The organism is Paenibacillus sp. FSL H3-0469 (genome assembly GCF_038051945.1).
Taxonomy (GTDB): Bacteria; Bacillota; Bacilli; order Paenibacillales; family Paenibacillaceae; genus Paenibacillus_AQ.
In genome coordinates this window covers 7,453,670-7,471,505 of the sequence record NZ_CP150302.1, presented here as the reverse complement: position 1 = coordinate 7,471,505, position 17,836 = coordinate 7,453,670, and the positions used below count along the sequence as shown (strand labels likewise).

At 54.3% G+C, this 17,836-nt stretch carries 13 protein-coding genes; 2 read left to right on the top strand and 11 right to left on the bottom strand.

The features are described 5' to 3' along the window. Positions 1-15: 15 nt before the first annotated feature. From NSS83_RS32345 to NSS83_RS32320, 6 genes are all read right to left on the bottom strand, one after another. Entirely contained in the window at positions 16-957 is a 942-nt protein-coding gene (locus NSS83_RS32345) for a carbohydrate ABC transporter permease (protein ID WP_341186593.1), read from the bottom strand. 16 nt (positions 958-973) lie between these two features. After that, the gene (locus tag NSS83_RS32340; protein WP_235218379.1) at positions 974-1,888 is read right to left on the bottom strand and encodes an ABC transporter permease subunit; all 915 of its coding nucleotides are present in this window, start codon (positions 1,886-1,888) and stop codon (positions 974-976) included. Between the two features lie 158 nt (positions 1,889-2,046). Continuing rightward, positions 2,047-3,786, bottom strand: coding sequence for an ABC transporter substrate-binding protein (locus tag NSS83_RS32335; RefSeq protein ID WP_341186594.1), 1,740 nt, complete (start codon positions 3,784-3,786; stop codon positions 2,047-2,049). 75 nt (positions 3,787-3,861) lie between these two features. Then, entirely contained in the window at positions 3,862-5,604 is a 1,743-nt protein-coding gene (locus NSS83_RS32330; RefSeq protein WP_341186595.1) for a sensor histidine kinase, read from the bottom strand. A gap of 19 nt (positions 5,605-5,623) precedes the next feature. Further along, positions 5,624-7,189 carry a response regulator gene (locus tag NSS83_RS32325; protein WP_341347323.1) on the bottom strand — a complete coding sequence of 522 codons (1,566 nt, stop codon included), beginning with the start codon at positions 7,187-7,189 and terminating at the stop codon, positions 5,624-5,626. 113 nt (positions 7,190-7,302) lie between these two features. Further along, complete coding sequence (locus tag NSS83_RS32320; RefSeq protein WP_341186597.1) at positions 7,303-9,117, bottom strand: family 43 glycosylhydrolase; 1,815 nt, start codon at positions 9,115-9,117, stop codon at positions 7,303-7,305. 171 nt (positions 9,118-9,288) lie between these two features. On the opposite strand from NSS83_RS32320, the gene NSS83_RS32315 reads away from it, so the two are divergent. Further along, positions 9,289-10,080, top strand: coding sequence for an AraC family transcriptional regulator (locus tag NSS83_RS32315; protein ID WP_341186598.1), 792 nt, complete (start codon positions 9,289-9,291; stop codon positions 10,078-10,080). Positions 10,081-10,233: 153 nt separating this feature from the next. On the opposite strand, the gene NSS83_RS32310 is transcribed toward NSS83_RS32315, so the two are convergent. Both NSS83_RS32310 and NSS83_RS32305 read right to left on the bottom strand, forming a co-directional pair. Beyond that, positions 10,234-10,374, bottom strand: coding sequence for a hypothetical protein (locus NSS83_RS32310; protein WP_341347322.1), 141 nt, complete (start codon positions 10,372-10,374; stop codon positions 10,234-10,236). A gap of 428 nt (positions 10,375-10,802) precedes the next feature. Beyond that, complete coding sequence (locus tag NSS83_RS32305; RefSeq protein ID WP_341186599.1) at positions 10,803-12,785, bottom strand: glycoside hydrolase family 31 protein; 1,983 nt, start codon at positions 12,783-12,785, stop codon at positions 10,803-10,805. A gap of 125 nt (positions 12,786-12,910) precedes the next feature. Here NSS83_RS32305 and NSS83_RS32300 point away from each other — a divergent pair, with 125 nt between their 5' ends. After that, complete coding sequence (locus tag NSS83_RS32300) at positions 12,911-13,801, top strand: AraC family transcriptional regulator (RefSeq protein ID WP_341186600.1); 891 nt, start codon at positions 12,911-12,913, stop codon at positions 13,799-13,801. Here the strand turns inward: NSS83_RS32300 and NSS83_RS32295 are convergent. Genes NSS83_RS32295 through NSS83_RS32285 form a run of 3 tightly spaced genes read right to left on the bottom strand, consistent with a single transcriptional unit; the run spans position 13,798 to position 17,825 of the window. After that, positions 13,798-15,309 (bottom strand): glycoside hydrolase 43 family protein, encoded by a 1,512-nt coding sequence (locus NSS83_RS32295; protein WP_341186601.1) that lies wholly within the window; start codon positions 15,307-15,309, stop codon positions 13,798-13,800. The genes NSS83_RS32300 and NSS83_RS32295 overlap by 4 nt on opposite strands. Before the next feature lie 18 nt (positions 15,310-15,327). Further along, complete coding sequence (locus tag NSS83_RS32290; protein WP_341186602.1) at positions 15,328-16,761, bottom strand: glycoside hydrolase family 43 protein; 1,434 nt, start codon at positions 16,759-16,761, stop codon at positions 15,328-15,330. A 44-nt stretch (positions 16,762-16,805) separates the two neighbouring features. Beyond that, positions 16,806-17,825 carry an endo-1,4-beta-xylanase gene (locus NSS83_RS32285; RefSeq protein ID WP_341347321.1) on the bottom strand — a complete coding sequence of 340 codons (1,020 nt, stop codon included), beginning with the start codon at positions 17,823-17,825 and terminating at the stop codon, positions 16,806-16,808. Positions 17,826-17,836: the final 11 nt, after the last annotated feature.

The window sequence follows — 17,836 nt, the reverse complement described above, 5'->3', positions numbered from 1 at the left end:
ATACAATTAGACATCTTAGCCTTTAACCCCGCCGACCATCATGCCTTTGACAAAATACTTCTGCAGGAACGGGTACACCATGATAATCGGCACCGAGGCTACAATCGTCATCGTTGCCCGCACGGACATTGGCGTGACCGCATTCTGCTGTCCTCCGGTAGCTCCCTGGATCATCCCGTCGAGTGAAGAGGTGCCGGTGGTGGTATTGGAGTTCTGCAGAATCTTTTGCAGCTCATATTGCAGGGTACTCAGCTTCTCATCCGAGGAATTGTAGAGGAACACATCGAACCACGAATTCCACTGGAACACCCCTGAGAACAGCGCCACCGTGGCAAGGACAGGCACGGTTAGCGGCAGAATGAGGCTGAAGAAGGTCCGGTAATCCCCCGCCCCGTCAATTTTCGCCGATTCGATGATGCTCTCCGGCAGATTTTCAATGAAGGAACGGATAATAATCAGGTTGAACACCCCGATAATCCCCGGAAGAATGTAGACCCAGAAGCTGCCGACCAGTCCCATATCCCGGATCAGCAGGTAATTGGGAATCAGACCGCCGTTGAAATACATCGTCATAATAAAAGCTACGGTGATGAATTTGCGCAGCACATAATCCTGTCTGCTAAGCGTGTAGGCCAGCATGGCCGAGCAGAAGACGGTGACTACCGTTCCGATCACGGTGCGCAGCACTGAGATGAAGGTCGCATGAAAAATCGTGGCCTCTCTCAGAATATAAGTGTAATTCGCCAGCGTCCATTCTCTGGGCAGCAGGTAGATTCCGCCTTTGATAGAGTCTTGCGCGTTATTAAGCGACACGGCAAGGACATTCACAAACGGATACAGAGTAACGATCATTAGTGCGATCATGAAGCAGTAGTTGCAAATAACAAACAAGCGGTCGCCGGTGGAAGAGCTTATGGGGGGCTTGCGTTTTTTCTTAGGGACAGCTGCGGTTTCCATGCCTGCGCCTCCTTTATTAATACAGTCTGGCTTCGCCCATACGCTTCGCGGCATTGTTCGCCATGAACAGCAGGATGAAGCTGACGACCGTCTTGAACATTCCCGCTGCAATAGACAGGGAGAAATTACTCTGGGCAATTCCGTATTTCAGCACGAATATGTCAATGTTCTCGGAATAGTCCACATTCATGCCGTTACCCAGCAGGTACTGCGGCTCGAATCCCGATTCCAGCAGATATCCGATATTCATAATGAGCAGGACAATCACAACAGACTTGATGCCCGGAAGCGTGACATAGATCATTTTCTTGAACCGGTTCGCGCCGTCAATCTCTGCTGCTTCATACTGCGTGGGATCAATTGTGGTCATAGCGGCCAGGTAGACGATGGTGTTCCAGCCGATATCCTTCCAGACGGAGCTGGCTCCGAAGATGGTCCAGAAGTATTCGGGGATTCCCAGGAACAGAATTTCATTGCCGCGGTCAAGGAAGCCCAGACCCACCAGCAGCTGGTTAATGGTACCATCCGGGGACAGCGTCGTCTGAATGATACTTGCTGCTACCACCCAGGAGATAAAATGCGGCAAATAACTGACAGTCTGCACTACACGCTTGAAAGCAATATTGCGTATTTCATTAAGCAGCAAGGCCAGGGTAATCGCGGTGACGAAGCCGAAGAACAGGTTAATCGAGCTCATCGCCAGCGTATTGCGTAACACCCGCAGGAAGCGGTCGTCCCCGAACAGAAATTTGAAATGCTCGAAGCCAATCCAGGTCTGCTCCATGAACTTCCTGGCCGGCTTATAATCCTGGAAGGCAATGCTCCAGCCCCACAAGGGCAAGTATTTGAATACAAACAGCCAGATTAGAAAAGGGACCGACATCACTGCCAGGGCCCGCTGCTGGCCCAGTTTTTTGAAAAACAGCCGCATCCGGCCCGGCTCCTTATCCGCCGCTGGCCGGGATAACGCAGGTACCGTATTTTTATCCATCCGTATCTCTCTCCTTCAGCGCACCGGGGTGTCTAAGCGGCAAGCAGGAAAGACCAGCATCTGGGTACAGCCCTGGTCTTTCCCGCCGGTTCCGGCGGCTATTGGTTCGCCAGTTCGACCTTCGCTTTGACTTGCTCAGTGGTCCATTTCTCATAACCCGCAGTATCGAGCTTGCCGAATTCCTTCATGTATTCCTCCCAGACTGCATCAAACTTATCGGGAGTCGTCAGCACCAGCTTAGGGAAATATTTCTTCGTCATTTCATCCTTGCTGGCTTCCCAGAGCTGTTCCGGGGAATTCTGCTCCTTCGCGAAGCCCCACGCCGGGAAGTATGGACGCGGAACCGGTTCAGCGAACAGCTGGCTGTAGGTCTGTACGCCGTATTTCTCTAAGATCGCCTTGTCCTTGTCGGTCAGCGTCATCTGGAAGACCTCGGGCTGGCTGGCAACATTCTTGGCATTTCCGTCAGCCAGGGTAGAGGTGGCATTGTACATCGGCCAGTTCCAGCTGAAGTATTTGAAGCCGAAGCTCTCTCTGAACGGCTCGTCAATCTTGTCGATCTGCTCCTGCGTACGGTAGTAGCGGCCCTTCTCATTCACTTCATACGTCTCGCCTTTGATCCCCCAGGACATCAGGGTCTGGTTCTCTTCGGTCAGCATGTTGTCGAAGAACTGGATGATGCGGACCGGGTCCTTGGCACTGACGGTAATCCCGATTCCGCGGTTCGTTACAAGGCCTCCTGGGGGATCAAGATAGGCATCCGGCGTGCCTTCCTCGAAGGTCACCGGCAGCGGGAAGTACTTGAAGCCGTCCAGGGAAGGATCTTTACGGGCAGCATCCTTCAGCACATTCAGCGCATTATCCACCTGCCAGCGGTAGTCGAAGAAGCCGAGCACCTTGTGGGAGGTTAATTTGGCGATATACTGGTCATAGTTATCGACGAAGGAGGCTTTATCGAACAGACCGGCAGCATTGAGGTCATTCAGCGTCTTCAGCCACTTTTTGGTGGACTCTGCACCGGCATAGGTCTTGGCTTCCCAGGTATTGGTATCCACGGTAACGTTGCCGTCATTCGGATAGCCCATCAGATGCATCGGCGGGTTGGAGGTGGCGAAGAATCTCCAGTCATGCGTAAGAGAGACCATCCCGGTCAGATTCTCATCCTTGTGCTTGTCGCGGTAATTCTTAATCAGCTCTATATATTGATCCAGCGTCTTGATCTTCGGATAACCCGCTTCCTCCAGCACACGGCGCTGAACCCAGAATCCCGCCCCGGCTTCCGGCTCAGGAATGAAATCGTTCACCTGGGCGGCAATCGGCAGGAAATAGATTTTACCATCCTTGGAGCGCATCTGATTCAGGGATTTGCCATAGACACGCTGGATGTTCGGCCCGTACTTCTCAATCAGCTCATCGAGCGGGATGAATGCACCGGCATTAAGCACTTCCTCTATAGCAGCATCAGGAATCAGCACATCCGGGTAATCATTGGCGGCAATCATAGTTCCGATCTTGGTATTGAGGTCGCCCACCACGAATTCCAGCTTGAAATTGACACCGGTCTGATCCTCCAGCAGCTTGCCGATGGTCGTCTCATTGGTATTTCCATCCTTCGAGCCGGCCACTCCGTTGAAGATTTTGAACGTTACCTTATCCTGCTTGGGTTCGGTCTCTGTGGTAGCAGCGGCGCTTGTCGGCTCCGTCGTCCCTGTATTCTTCTTGGCATTATTAGGCCCCGAGCAAGCTGTCACCACGGATAATGAGACGACTGCCGTCAGAGCGAGAAGCCATATTCTCTTGCTTTTACCCATTGCCTGTACTCCCCCTTGTATATTCATGATATACTGCTCCTTTAGTATAAAAGCGTTTACATTACTCCGTTACCCGTAAAATTATGGATTCTCCTTTGAAAACTATGGATTCGCCGGGATTCTCAGCTCAATCCGTGTCCCTTCCCCCGGTTTGCTGTCCACCCGGAAGACCGCACGCCCGCCATACAGCATGGTAACCCTATAGATTACATTCTGTATTCCGATACGCTCGCCGATAATCCCTTCCATGTCGAGATATCCGTACAGCGTGTCCACCTGCTCACTGCTCATGCCAATCCCGTTGTCCGCCACCTGGAAGACCACCTCATCCCCCGTCACGCTGATGCGGATCTCTAGGCTTCCGCCTTTTTTGAGCGGCTCGATGCCATGAATACTGGCGTTCTCCACGAAGGGCAGGAACACCATCTTGGGGACTATACAGGCGTAGGCCCCGGGCTCCACATCGATATGGTAGCTCAGCTTATCCTCGAACCGGTATTTCTGGATATCCAGAAAACAGAGAATAAAGCCCAGCTCCTCCTCCACGCTCACCCACTCCTTATTCCAGGTCAATGAGCTGCGCAGGATCATCGCCATGCTTTGGATGATTTTGGCCGTCTCGTTCTCCTGCTTCAGCAGGCTCCGCATCCGAATGGTTTCCAGTGCGTTGAACAGGAAATGAGGGTTAATCTGGCTCTGCAGCGCATTAAGCTGCGCCTTCCTCCGCTCCAGCTCCAGCGACTTCTTCTGAATCTCCGTTAGATACACATCGTTAATCAGAGCCTTAATCTGCATAATCATACTGTTGAACTCCAGGGTCAGCTGGCCGATCTCATCGCGCGACTCCCCGTGCATAATCATCTGGAACTGCTGCGTCTTCACCTTTTTCATATGCTTCAGGATCTCAATAATCCGGAGGTTGATCGAGCGGGTAATGATCAGAATAATAACGGTAGGGACAAGCATCATCAGGCAGGCCGACCAGAGGATGAAATAGCGGGATTTCAGCACCTCCTTGATAATCTCCTTTTCATTGACCGTGCCGACGATCCTCCAGCCGGACAAATAACTGATACTCCCGTATTCCTTCTGGAAATCAATGATATGCTCCTGCTTCAGAGAGGCATACAGCTGCCGGTCCTTCCCCTGCCAGTCTATGGCCCGGTTGGTTGTATATTCAATCCGGCCCTCCGGCCCCAGCAGATACACGTCCCCGTGTACGTTCAGATTAGCGAAGACCTCCATCAGATCAATCGTCTTAAAATCAATCTTCACCAGCTTCTCCTTGAGCATGCGGTCCGCGAAATAATCCATCCGCCGCAGCAGCGAGAACGACTGGAACCGGCCGCCTGCATCCTGGATGCGGACGAACAGCGGCTGGGAGGAAGCCTCCTGCATCCATTCCTTATACCAGATGCTCTCCCGGATCTCCCCGGACAGGATACCGATGTTCCCGGAATTCAGCAGCGTGGGGTTATCCACATAGAGGGTCTTGTTTTGCAGCGAGGAAGAGAACGGAGAATAGTTGTTCAGGGTAGACCGCAGATAGAGGTCGTAGGCCTCAACATAGTCTTCGGTCTGTGTGAAGTTACGGTCAAGCACCTCATTGGTCTTGTAATCCGCATAGAAAAAAGAGGATAATCCCACGGCCTGATCCACGATCAGCCGGAACTCATTCTTGATCTGCTCCACCGCCAGATCGATGTCCTTAATCCGCTGCGCCTTCACATTCCCGGTGATCGTGTTGTAGAAGATCACATTCGTGAGAATGATTGGAGCGATGACCCCGAGGAAATAGACGAGGAACATTTTATTCCTGAGCCGGATATTATTCAGCAGCTTCATACAGTGCCCCCTCCTGACATTAATGGTTACCCGTCCGGTTTCGGTACTCTGTCGGCGTTCTCTGCTCCAGCTTCTCGAACTGGGTGACGAAATAATCGGCATTCTTGAATCCGACCTGCTCGGCAATTTCATAGATCCTCAGATCAGTCTGCCGCAGCAGCTTTTTGGCCTCGGTGATGCGCAGCTGGAGCAGGTAGTCATTGAAGTACATGCCGTAATTCTTCTTGAATACCTGACCGAGATAGGCTGAGTTCATATAGAACTGGCCAGCGATCTGCTTGAGGTTCAGATTCTCATGGAAGTTCCGGTCCACATAACACTTGATCCGGTACAGCCCGCTGCTGCCGTAGTTCTGGTACAGCTCTTGAATCCGCTCCGCCGCCTCCTGTGCAAAGGCTTCGAACAAGGAACGAAGCTCCGTCAGCGTGATGTTATGATCCGGCCAGTTCATCATCGGGACAAGGCTTGCCAGCTGCTTCTCATCCCCCTCCATGCTCCGTATAGTGTGCAGCACACTATGGACGCATTGAATGGCAACCGCCTTCATCGCTTCCCGGGAGAACAGCTTCTCCTGAAATTCTGTGAACAGCTTGAAGATTGCGTCCAGCATCTCCGCTTGCTTATTCTCCTCAATCGCTTCAATCAGCGCCTGAAGCACCCTACTACTGGCATGAATGTAGTTCAGAGACAGACCGGCAATATCCGAGTACAGCAGAATCGGCTGGGCAGACCGGACATATTTGTACTCCACAGTCTCCTTGGCCGAGGTATACGAATACTTCAGCTCCTGAAGTGTGTTCACCGGTCTGCCCGCATACGCCTGAACCTCCAAGGGATAACGCTCGTAGAGCTTGCTCAGACAATCCGCCACGAAGCTGCGCAGCTCCCCTGCATGCTTCTCCAGATAATGTTCCGGCACAATGAAGCCGAAGAATCTCCGGTGCTCATAGATAATCGGCGTCTCTGCTGTGAGCTGCTGCACCGCCTGCCGGATCGCCTCCTTCAGCTCTGCCTTCCCGGGCATAGGCTTCCCGCTCCAAGGGAACACATTGTTTACCTCCAGCAGCACATAGGTGAACTGGCGGGCTCCCGCCTCTATCCACTGCTGCTCCCAGGCGTCAAGCGCCTCCGCCTCCGCTTCTCCCCGGATCAGGGCCTCCACCCGCTTCTCTCCCTCATGCATGCTAAGCCGGTCCTGTAGCTGCTTGCGCGCAGTGAATTTATCACGGAACTTATGAAGCGCTTTCACAATTTCATGCTCATTAATCGGCTTCAGTACATAGTCCAGCACGCCATACCGGACCGCCTGCTGGGCATACCGGAAATCGTTATATCCGCTGATTATGATAAAATCCGTTCCAAGCTGCTCCTCCGTCACCGCCTCAATCAGCCCGATGCCATCCAGAACCGGCATACGGATATCGGTGATCACGAGCTGCGGCCGCTTGGCCCGGATCAGCTCCAGCGCATCCTCCCCGTTGTCCGCCTCATCCACAATCTGGAACCCGCTGCCCGCCCAGTCAATCATTCCAATCAGGCCCTTGCGGACAAACAGCTCATCGTCAACAATAATGATCCCGTACATATCGGCTTCCACTCCTCCAGTACAATCTTGAAAAAAAGGGAACCCCGGCCTAAGTGAATGGTCAAGGGTTCCCGGATGACAAGGAATATTATAGAGTTAGGCGTGCCAGGAGTCTAGCCTACGATGACTTCCATCGATACCTGCTTCAGGCCCGGATTCAGATCCTTCTCCTCAGTGAGATCCAGAACCGGAGCACCATCAATATCAAAATGCACGCGCCGCAAGCCGGAGCTTCGCGGTCCTTCAATTCCCGGTCTGGCGTGGTAGGCGTTCCAGATCACCCCGTCCTCGTCCGTCACATAGGAATTATGGCCCGGCCCATATTCCCCCGGCACACTTCTGGAGGTCAGCAGCGGATAATTGCCCTTGGTCCAGCTCTTGATATCCAGCAGATCTGCCCCCTTGTCTGCGGTCAGCAGACCGACCACATAAGTAGCATCCACCGCTGCACTGGCAAAAGTCACGTACAGCTTGTCATCCGTGTACAGAGCAAACGGACCTTCATCCACGAACGTATGGTTATTGGCCCAGCCATAATCCGGCCGGGTCAGCAGCACCGGATCACTGGTCAGCTTCCACGGCTCCTGCGGGTCAATCGTGGCGATGTAGACCCAGGCTCCCAGATCCACCGGCAGGAATTGGCGCTCCGACCATGCGGCATAGAGCTGGCCGTTCCAGCGGATGACGGTCATATCCAGTGAAATGGTTGTGCCTGCTTCGCACAGATAGCTTCCGTCCTTCTTCACTACCCGGCGGGGCCTGGACCAGTCCGCAGCATTCATGGGATTGCCGCCCGGACTCAGCTTCATCACATGTGATTCCTCATGGAAGAACTCGCCGGGTGTGGCGGCATGGAAAATATACAGCTCGTCTTCAATGATATGGAGTTCCGGTGCCCACAGCAGGCCGCCAATCTCTTCATACGTGGTGGAATCGAGGATCAGGGATTCCTCCGCTGTCACCAGCTCCGGAATCGTATCGGCTTCCCTCATATACAGCGTATGTTCCTTATCCGCGTCATTAGTCGCAATGAAATAATATTTCCCTTTCCACGCTGCGATGCAAGGGTCCGCACGGTTAAGTGCAATCGGGAATGGAAAGTGATCCTGATGGATCTCTCCAGAGATGCTGTAGGTTCCGGCCTTGTCCCAGTTGATGGCCTCCGTGTTCCAACGGACTTTTTTGGCAGCCTGCGTTCCATCACTGTATAAGGCTGTTGCCCGGACCGCCTTCACATCTTCTACCGATGCCGCATTCACCCGGTCCGGTACTACGACAGCAATGTTCTCCGGTACCGTAAGCTTGCAGAAGAGTCTGCGGGCTATCTCAGCAGAGACAGCGATCCTATTACGCGGCTGGATTCCCTCGATATCGGTCTGCACCGCTTCCAGCGTGAACGGCTCCGCTTCCACCGGTGCTGAGACATTCGTAAGGCTCATGATGTCAGCAGTGAAATTCTCATAGCCCTGGCCCTGCCCGTCTATCCATTGGATCAGGTAACCGCTGCGCTCCGGGTCATAGGTGCAGGAGACATCGCTTACATGAGTGTCTGTCTTAAGCTCCAGCAGTCCAATCTCACTGTATTGCAGCAGATCGGCCGAAGTGAACAGCAGCACCTTCCCCTTGCTTTGTTCATCTGCTTCCCCGTCAGCCTCGGTGCGCACAGCAATGACGCCGAAATTCCCGTCTGCCAAGTAGAAAAGATACGGCTTCTTCAGGCTTTTGGCCCGGAGCGTCCCATCCTCATTCTCCGTCGCCTTGGCGAACAGAACCCCTGAGTTATGATTTAATGCCCGATACTGGCCCCCATCGGTCTTGTATGCCAGGTGCATACTGTAAGCCAGCTTCGAAGCATACACGATATCCTCCTGCGGCAGTCTTGTATAGCAAAGGATATCTTTCCGATCATCGTTTTGTTGTGGTATCATGAATTCATAATCTTCCTTCCTATTGATAATTTCTAATAACTATAATTACGCACTGTTCGGTTAACCTTCGAATTTACTCTAATGTCCACTACAAATTATAGAGATTCACTGAAATACTAACAATGATATTTACTGACCATTAATTGATCTATCCGAAGAAAGGAGAAGCCAATGCCTACAATTCACTACGTGGAATACGATGCTGCACATCCGGCCAATTTCGTCTACAGTATCCCCGAAGGACTGAACGCCTGGCTTCTTGTCCTGACCCAGACCCCGGCGGTGTTCGAAGTGGACGGTGAATTGAAGGAATTCCCCGCTCATTCTGTCGCTTTATACCCTCCTGGGCACAACATTTATTACCGGGCCTGCTCCCGGAGGTATGTCAACGACTGGGTCCGTTTCGATGCGGATGAATCGTATATTACTGAAAGCGTCCTGCCGCTGGGCAGCCCGTTCTCCTTGCCCGACCCCGGGTATTGCCATCAGCTGTTCCAGCTGCTGACGCTGGAGAACTCGTTCCAGAATGATTACCGGGAGTTATCCATTGACTACCTGTTCCGTCTCTTGTTCAACAAGCTGTCCGAAGCCTCCCAGGACAAGCTGACGCCGCAGTATTATAACCTGCTGGAGCTGCGCAAGACGCTGTACAGCAATCCCGGCCACCCTTGGACTGTATCCTCAATGGCCGGATATCTGCACATCAGCACCGGCTACCTCCAGACCATCTACAAGTCCGCCTTCGGCATCTCCTGCATGGAGGATGTCATTCAATGCCGGATTCGGCTGGCCAAGGAGAAGCTGGGCTTCGGCCAGCACAAAATCGCCGAGATCGCCGCTCTCTGCGGCTACGCCAATGTCGAGCATTTCTGCCGCCAGTTCCGGCAGCTGACCGGCTTCTCCCCCCGCGCCTACCGGGAGCGGCTGGCTTCCCGGGAGCCGAAGGTGCGGGAGGGAGAGTAGTGGGAGTGTAAAGGGTCGGAGTTAGACGAGGCTTAGGCAGGAGTTAGTTAGGAGTATGTAAGGGTATGTGGAAGTGTGAATACATCGTCGCTCCAACGGTGGGCACTCTCTCGCCGCCGCTAATGTAATCGATTTTTCCATTACATTCCGCTCTCACGCCTCCGCTACGCCCAATGTAATCGGCTTTTCGACTACCTTCCGCTCACGCGCCTCTGCCACGCCCAATGTAATCGGTTTTTCGATTACATTCCGCTCACACGCCTCCGCTACGCCCAATGTAATCGGTTTTTCCATTACATTCCGCTCTCACGCCTCTGCCACGCCCAATGTAATCGGTTTTTCGATTACATTCCGCTCGCACGCCCCTGCCACGCCAAATGTAATCGGTTTTTCGATTACATTCCATCCTCGCGCCTCCGCCACACCAAATGTAATCGGTTTTTCGATTACATTCTATCCTCGCGCCTCTGCCAAACCAAATGTAATCGGTTTTTCGATTACATTCCGCTCGCAAGCCTCCGCCACACTAAATGTAATCGGTTTTTCGATTACATTTCATCCACGCGCCTCTGTCACGCCAAATGTGATCGGTTTTTCGATTACATTCCGCTCGCACGCCTCCGCGCCGGCCCAATGTGTTCAGTTTTCCGTACATATTCCGCCCCAACTACCAAGAGCAGCGACCCTCCGCCGGAGAATCGCTGCTCTTGTTCACACTATCCTTACTCCTCAGCCCCGCCAAGCACCGGCAGCACGGCACCGTCCCGCACAAACAGCGGAATCTGCGTGAGCGGCGCGTCGACCATAATCGCCTGTCCGCCAGCATAGGCAGTGCCGGTATAGACATGGGTCCACTCTGAGCCGGACGGCAGGTATACCTTGCGTGCCCGTTCACCCTCGCCCAGCACCGGGGCGACCAGCAGATCGGGACCGAACATATACTGATCCTCGATATCCCAGGCTGCCGGGTCCTGAGGGAAATCATAGAACAATGGACGCATAGGCGGCGTGCCCTTCTCATGGGCAGCCTCCATCAGTCCGCGGATGTACGGCTTCAGCCGCTCCCGCATCTGCATGAACTCTTTGAAGATAACATACGCCTCATCCCCGTAGCTCCACACCTCATTATCCGAGCCGCTTCCGCATACGCCCCCGCCCCGCGTTCCGGTAGGCTGCACAAAAGGTGAACGATCCCCGTGCAGCCTGAATACCGGAGAGAACGCGCCGTACTGGAACCAGCGGACCATCAGCTCCCGGAAGGAGGCGTCTGCCGGATTACCGCCATGGAAGCCGCCGATGTCGGTGGTCCACCATGGAATCCCGGCCATAGCCATATTCAGTCCGGCCCGCACCTGAATGCTGAGCACCTTGAAGCTGGAGTGAATGTCTCCAGACCATACAAGCGCCCCATACCGCTGGCTGCCCGCCCAGGCGGTACGGACCAGATTGATAATATTCTCCTGGCCTTCAGCGGCCATGCCGTCATAGAAGGTCTGGCTGTATTTCATCGGATAGATATTGCCGATCTGCTTGCTGGAGCCGATATGATAACGGTAGATATCATGGTCATAGACCGTCAGCTCCGGCTCTGCCTCATCGAGCCAGAAGACCTTGATTCCTTTATCATAATAATTCTGCTTAATCAGACCCCACAGGAACTTGCGGGCCTCCGGATTCGTCGCATCGAAAATCGCATTCTGGCCGAGGAACTGGAATTGTGTCCGCACCCCGCGGTCCGAGCGCAGCAGGTACCCTTTTTCCAGCATTTCCTTATAATTCTCACTCTCCGTCTGAACAGTCGGCCAGACCGAGACCATCAGCTCAATGCCCAGCTCCTGCAGCTCCTGCACCATCGCCTCCGGATCAGGCCAATATTCCGGGTCGAACCGCCAGTCTCCCTGATTCGTCCAGTGGAAGAAATCAATGACGATGACGTCAATCGGCAGACCCCGCCGTTTATGCTCCCTCGCCACCTCCAGCAATTCTTCCTGCGTCCGGTAGCGGAGCTTGCATTGCCAGAACCCCATGCCATAATCCGGCATCATCGGCACGGTTCCCGTAGCCTTGGCATAAGCCTCCTCGATCTCGGCAGGCGAGTCGCCGGCAGTGATCCAATAATCCAGCTGCTTGGTCGACGGAGCTGTCCATTCGGTCACATTCAGACTGAAATGCGCTTGTCCGATCGCCGGATTATGCCACAGGAACCCGTAACCGGCGCTGGACAGCACGAACGGAATACTGATCTGGCTGTTGCGGTGGGTCAGCTCCAGCGAGCAGCCCTTCAGATTCAGGAAGGAGTGCTGATACTGGCCCATGCCGTACAGCTTCTCTTGCGGGTCCGCTTCCAGCCGGAGCTTCACGGAGAAGTCACTGCTGCCGGGGATGGCGCTTAGCTCTCTGCCCCCGTATTTTAACTGATAGGTATCCTCCGTCTCGTTAAGGAGCAGCTTGCCATGCTGGTTATAAAAGAAGATCTGGCCCTTGTCCGTCATTTCCGCCCGGATATTCCCGTTTACAATGCTCGCGCGTTCTTTAGTGATCGATATATTACTCAGCGTCTGCACAGCAGGCAGAAGTGCCCACTGCTCATCGGTAATCTCCGCATACGAAGCCCGGATACGCAGCGAATGCTCTCCCCAAGGCTCTATCCAGACTCTCTCATGATCATATTCTCTGATTAGTCTGCCATTCTCTTCACGAAACATAGCGCGATCCCTCCAACAGTTCTATAATAAGGTTGCACCCACATTATAAAGAGTGCAAAGCCGCTATACTATACATAAAAATACGCATCTATCATACGATATTACGATTGTGTGGAGGGATTAAGATGAGTGGAGCGTTCGAGGACAAGCCTTATCCATGGAAAAAAGAGCACACGGAAATTCCCGAGGGCCTGTTCCCCATCAATGTATTTCATATCTGCTTTCCGGACCGCAGTATTATTCCGCCGCACTGGCATGACCATCTCGAATGGATTCTCGTGACCAAAGGCCGCTTCCGCGTCCAGGTCGGCCCCCACTCCAGAGAGCTGGTGCAGGGGGAGCTGGCCTTCGTCAGCCGTCCGCAGATTCATGCGGCCTATCCGACAGAGGATGGCAGTGAGCTGTATGCGGTTGTCTACAACGAAGCATTGCTGAACGGTATACGGGACCTGACTGAGCTTCAGCATATCCGGCCGCTGCTCTCCGGTGAAATCAGGCTGCCTGCCTTCTATGGGGCGGACCAGCCGGTTACCCGCCAGATCAGAGGATGCATTGAACAGATTATTTTCAGCTACCAGAGCAAGAATCCCGGGTATGAATTATGTATAAAAGGCGGCCTGTTCTCTTCCCTGGGTCTGGCTTATCCCCTGGCCGAGTTCACAGCACCGCCTTCCAAAAGAGACCGGCAGGAGACAGGCATCCAGCCCCTGCTGATTCACCTTAGCAACCATTTCCATGAACCGCTGACCGTGGAGGAGGCCGCACGGATCTGCTGCGTAACCCCCAACTACTTCTGTCATCTGTTCAAAAAGAACACCGGCAAGACCTTAATCGAATATGTGAACATGCTGCGGGTGCATGAGGCCAGCCGCCTGCTCCAGCTCCGCCGGTATCCGATTCAGGAGGTGGCCTTCCGGGTCGGCTTCACGGGCCTGACGTATTTCGGAAGAATATTCAAGCAGCATACATCGATGACGCCCAGCGAATATGCTTCCCATTTCCAGACCCGGTCTTAATCCTGCCGGTGATAACGGAGATAATCGAAATCGGCATAGCCGCCAGGCAGCCGGGTCGCATAATTGAACAAGCCGATCCGGTAGCCCATGAAATGATCCAGCGTATATTTCATATGCAGCGTCTGTCCGATGGGGTGCCAGACCTCCCCGTCACCGGAATAGAAGAACTGTGCTTCGTCTACCCCCTCCCTGAAGTCGAAATCGATCCGCAGGCAGATACGCTCACCCGTGAACGGGATACTCTCCACCACTTCAACGCCGTTGTCACCCTGAATACACATATCCACGGTGAACTGTCCCTGCACTCCGGCGGCCACCTCAACCGTGCCGTATCCGGACTGGAGAGCTACCATTCCGGCCCGGTCGCCTTCGTTCATGCCGCCCAGATACAGCATCGTCTCGGCACTGCAAGCCGGACCCTCCGTCCGCTGGGTCAGCGTATTGCGCGCCGTTACGACGCTATCAGCTGCCTTGCCTGTACGCAGCCGCAGACAGCCCGGCCGCTCTGTAACTGACCATAGCCCGTTATCGGGATTATGGTTCCATTGCCACTGAAGCGCCAGCCGGTTCTCCGTATAGTCGAACTCATCGCTGATTACAATCGCCTTTGGCTCATCCGCAGGCAGCTTCGTCCCGAAGCTCAGCGGAGCCTTGCCGCCATCCCCGATTACCGGCCAATCGTTCTCCCAGCTCACAGGGAATACACAGGGAACACGTCCAACTGCCCCGTGATCCTGGAACAGCACGGCGTACCAGTCGCCGTCCTCAGTATCGACCAGCCCGCCTTGCGCTACACCGCGATTCTCGTAGCCCAGGTTATCGTCCAGAATAACCTTGCGCTCATAAGGACCGAGCAGCTCCCGGGACCGGTAGCATAGCTGGCGTCTGCGCATGTTGCCCTCTGACGGCCATTCAATGAAGAACAGGTAATAATACCCGTCCCGCTTATGGGCATGACAGCCTTCCATCCGCAGCATAATGCCCTGCCGCTCGCCTTCCAGCAGCAGCTGCTTCGTTCCCCGGTGCATCCATCCGGTCAGGTCCTCGTTCAGCTCCCGGATATGGATATCCCCGTTGCCGTAGATCACATAATTACGGCCGTCCTCATCCAGCAGCAGCGCCGGGTCATGGTGCAGATCCGGAATGACCGAACGCTCCCACGGTCCATGCTCGATATCACGGGTCTGGTAGATGTAGAACTGGTCCGTGTCATTGCAAGAGAAGCATACGTAATAGATTCCGTTCCTGCACCGCAGCGAGGCCGCCCAGGAACCGCCGCCGTAAATCACTTCGCCGTCCTCCAGCCGGAAGGCCGGAGTGTCCTCGAAGGTATCAAAGACGTAACTCACAATTTCCCAGTCCTTCAGATTCACCGATTTCATAATCGGACAGCCCGGCATCGAGTGCATGCTGGTGCTGACCATATAGAACACTGGACCGACCCGGATCACATCCACATCCGGGACATCTGCCCATAGTACTGGATTAGTAATGATGACTGTATTCAATGTGCCGCCTCCTTGCTGTTAGTTATGCTGTGGTGTGAATTGCCAATGGGCCAGCTTGAACAAATCCTTACCGCTCTCTCCTGAGAATACCAGATAGAGGTTATGCACTCCCTCCGCTCCCTCGACCGCCGTCTTCAGCTCCAGCCATTCCTGTGCTCCGCCTGCCGCCGGAACCTGCAGCTTGCCGATAACCGGACCTGCCGGGTCATCCAGATGCAGCTCCAGCACGCCGCCCGCTTCCAGGCTCAGGACTGACGCCTGGAACGAGCCGGCACCGCTGCCGAAGTCTACCCCGGAAAGTCCGATCCATCCGCCGTGCTCCACATCCGTTACGGCCTGAACTCCGCCCTTGGCCAGGTATTCTGTCTTCACCCCTGCGCTCCAGCCCATCGTTGCCGCCGGAATACGCTCATACGGGTTCAACGCTGCAAGCTGCTGCACACCTTCGTAATCCGCATGGATCTCCGGAATGGAACCGTCCTCATTATGAGTCAGGCGGTTCAAATGTGTGGAGCGGTAGCCGTTCGCAATCCCTTGAGCCTTGGACAAGGTCTGGGCGTGATAAGCGATATACCAGCTGTCATGGAACTGGAAGACCGCATGATGGTTATTCCCGGATACGCCGAAGAAATGTCCCGGATTCTTCAGGATCGTGTGTTGATACGTCCAGGGACCCATCGGATGCTCACTGGTCATATAGGCGATCTCTCCCGCAGGAGGGCTGCCTTCCGGCCGCTGCCCGTCATAGAAGTTCGAGCAGTAGGTATAATAGTAGACTCCGTTCCACTTATGGATTCCGGCATCCTCGAACATGAACGGGGCCGGAATCACTTTCGCGCTGCCCACCACGCTGATCATGTCCTCACCCAGCGGCATCACCCGTGCTGTGCCCGGCTCGGCGAACTGTCCTTCCGGGACGCCGCCTCCGAAATAGATATACCCCTTGCCGTCATCATCTAACAGCACCGCCGGATCGAACAACCAGGTAACATCCTCTACTCCAGGTGTAGAGCGCAGAATCAGTGCCTCCCCGATCGGGTCCACCCATGGACCCACCGGACTGTCACCCGACAGAACGCCGATGCCGCTGGCATTATTGGCGAAGTAGAGGAAGAACTTGTCCTTGCCGTCAATTACGGTATGAAGCGCTGCCGGTGCCCAGGACTGGGTTGCCCACTTCGCTGCACCCTCCGGTCCGGCTACGGCTATCGGACCATGATCGGTCCAGTTCACCAGGTCAGCGGACGAGATTACGGTAATCGTATTAATACTGCTGTAGGAGTTCTCCTTCACGGCGCCGTTCTCATCATACTCCAGCGCATCATTAGTCATATACAGATAGACTCTGTCTCCGAATACCAGGGCATAAGGATCGGCTCCGTATCTGTGTGCCACCAGCGGATTGCCGCTTGGCGGTACCTTGCCGGTAGCCTGCTTCAGTTGAGTTGTCATTTGATTCCCTCCAGATATAATAAGGTGTCCAGCTTACAATAAGATTAGGATTGCGGTGCGGCCAGCTCGGCCAGCCGGGCGAATGAAGCCTTTGGCTGCTTCTGCTCATCGAACAGGAACGGCCAGTTCTTGCGTCCCCGGACGGGGAAGCCGTCCAGCCAGGTATAATCATCGGCCACACCCCAGAAGGTCACCGAATCAATGGAGTCTCTGAATTCCAGCAGTAGGGCGAATATCTCGGCATAACGCTCCTCCTGCAGCTTCAGCATTTCAGCTGTTGGCGCTTTCAAATCCGTTCGTTTGTCGTCATGACGGAATACGGAGAGATCCAGCTCGGTAATGTGGATCTTAAGCCCCAGCGATGCGTAGAGCTTAAGCGCATTGCGGATTTCCTCAATGGAAGGGCCGTAGATATTCCAGTGTCCCTGCATGCCGATCCCGTGAATCGGCGTATTCTGATCCAGCAGGCTGCGTACAAGCTTGTAGATTTTGCCGCTCTTGACAGGATCGGTCTCATTATAGTCGTTGTAGAACAGCAGCGCGTCTGGGTCTGCCTGATGGGCCATTTCAAAGGCCTGACGGAGATAATCCTCGCCGATGATCTCAAGCCACCGCGTATCCCGCAGGTACTGGTCTGTTTTGTCCTCAATCGCTTCATTTACTACATCCCAGGCATACGCCCGTCCCCGGTAACGGCCCACTACTGTGTTAATGTGGGTCTGCAGGCGGGCAAGCAACTGCTCTCTGCTGCAGGCTCCGCCTTCCGCATCCTGGAACATCCAGTCTCCGGTCTGGTTATGCCACAGAAGCGTATGCCCCCGGACACCGATCCCATGCGACTCTGCGAATTCGAAGATATCGTCTGCTGCCTCGAAGGTGAATTCGCCTTCCTGCGGCTGAACCAGAGCCGGCTTCATCTCATTCTCGGCGGTGATGCTGTTGTAATGCTTGGCAATGAAAGGACCCTGGGCAGCTATAATGCCAGTACTGACGGCGGCCCCTATTTTAAAGGCCTCCCGGAACATTTCGTGTAATGCAGGAATTTCGCTGCTTGCTTGCTTCATTTTTGCTAACC

Bases quoted from the DNA above. Each gene is read 5' to 3' on its own strand.
- NSS83_RS32325 (WP_341347323.1), bottom strand. From the start codon at position 7,189: ATGTACGGGATCATTATTGTTGACGATGAGCTGTTTGTCCGCAAGGGC.
- NSS83_RS32290 (WP_341186602.1), bottom strand. From the start codon at position 16,761: ATGACAACTCAACTGAAGCAGGCTACCGGCAAGGTACCGCCAAGCGGC.
- NSS83_RS32315 (WP_341186598.1), top strand. From the start codon at position 9,289: ATGCCTACAATTCACTACGTGGAATACGATGCTGCACATCCGGCCAAT.
- NSS83_RS32340 (WP_235218379.1), bottom strand. From the start codon at position 1,888: ATGCGGCTGTTTTTCAAAAAACTGGGCCAGCAGCGGGCCCTGGCAGTG.
- NSS83_RS32330 (WP_341186595.1), bottom strand. From the start codon at position 5,604: ATGAAGCTGCTGAATAATATCCGGCTCAGGAATAAAATGTTCCTCGTC.
- NSS83_RS32300 (WP_341186600.1), top strand. From the start codon at position 12,911: ATGAGTGGAGCGTTCGAGGACAAGCCTTATCCATGGAAAAAAGAGCAC.
- NSS83_RS32345 (WP_341186593.1), bottom strand. From the start codon at position 957: ATGGAAACCGCAGCTGTCCCTAAGAAAAAACGCAAGCCCCCCATAAGC.
- NSS83_RS32310 (WP_341347322.1), bottom strand. From the start codon at position 10,374: ATGGAAAAACCGATTACATTGGGCGTAGCGGAGGCGTGTGAGCGGAAT.
- NSS83_RS32320 (WP_341186597.1), bottom strand. From the start codon at position 9,117: ATGATACCACAACAAAACGATGATCGGAAAGATATCCTTTGCTATACA.
- NSS83_RS32285 (WP_341347321.1), bottom strand. From the start codon at position 17,825: ATGAAGCAAGCAAGCAGCGAAATTCCTGCATTACACGAAATGTTCCGG.
- NSS83_RS32335 (WP_341186594.1), bottom strand. From the start codon at position 3,786: ATGAATATACAAGGGGGAGTACAGGCAATGGGTAAAAGCAAGAGAATA.
- NSS83_RS32305 (WP_341186599.1), bottom strand. From the start codon at position 12,785: ATGTTTCGTGAAGAGAATGGCAGACTAATCAGAGAATATGATCATGAG.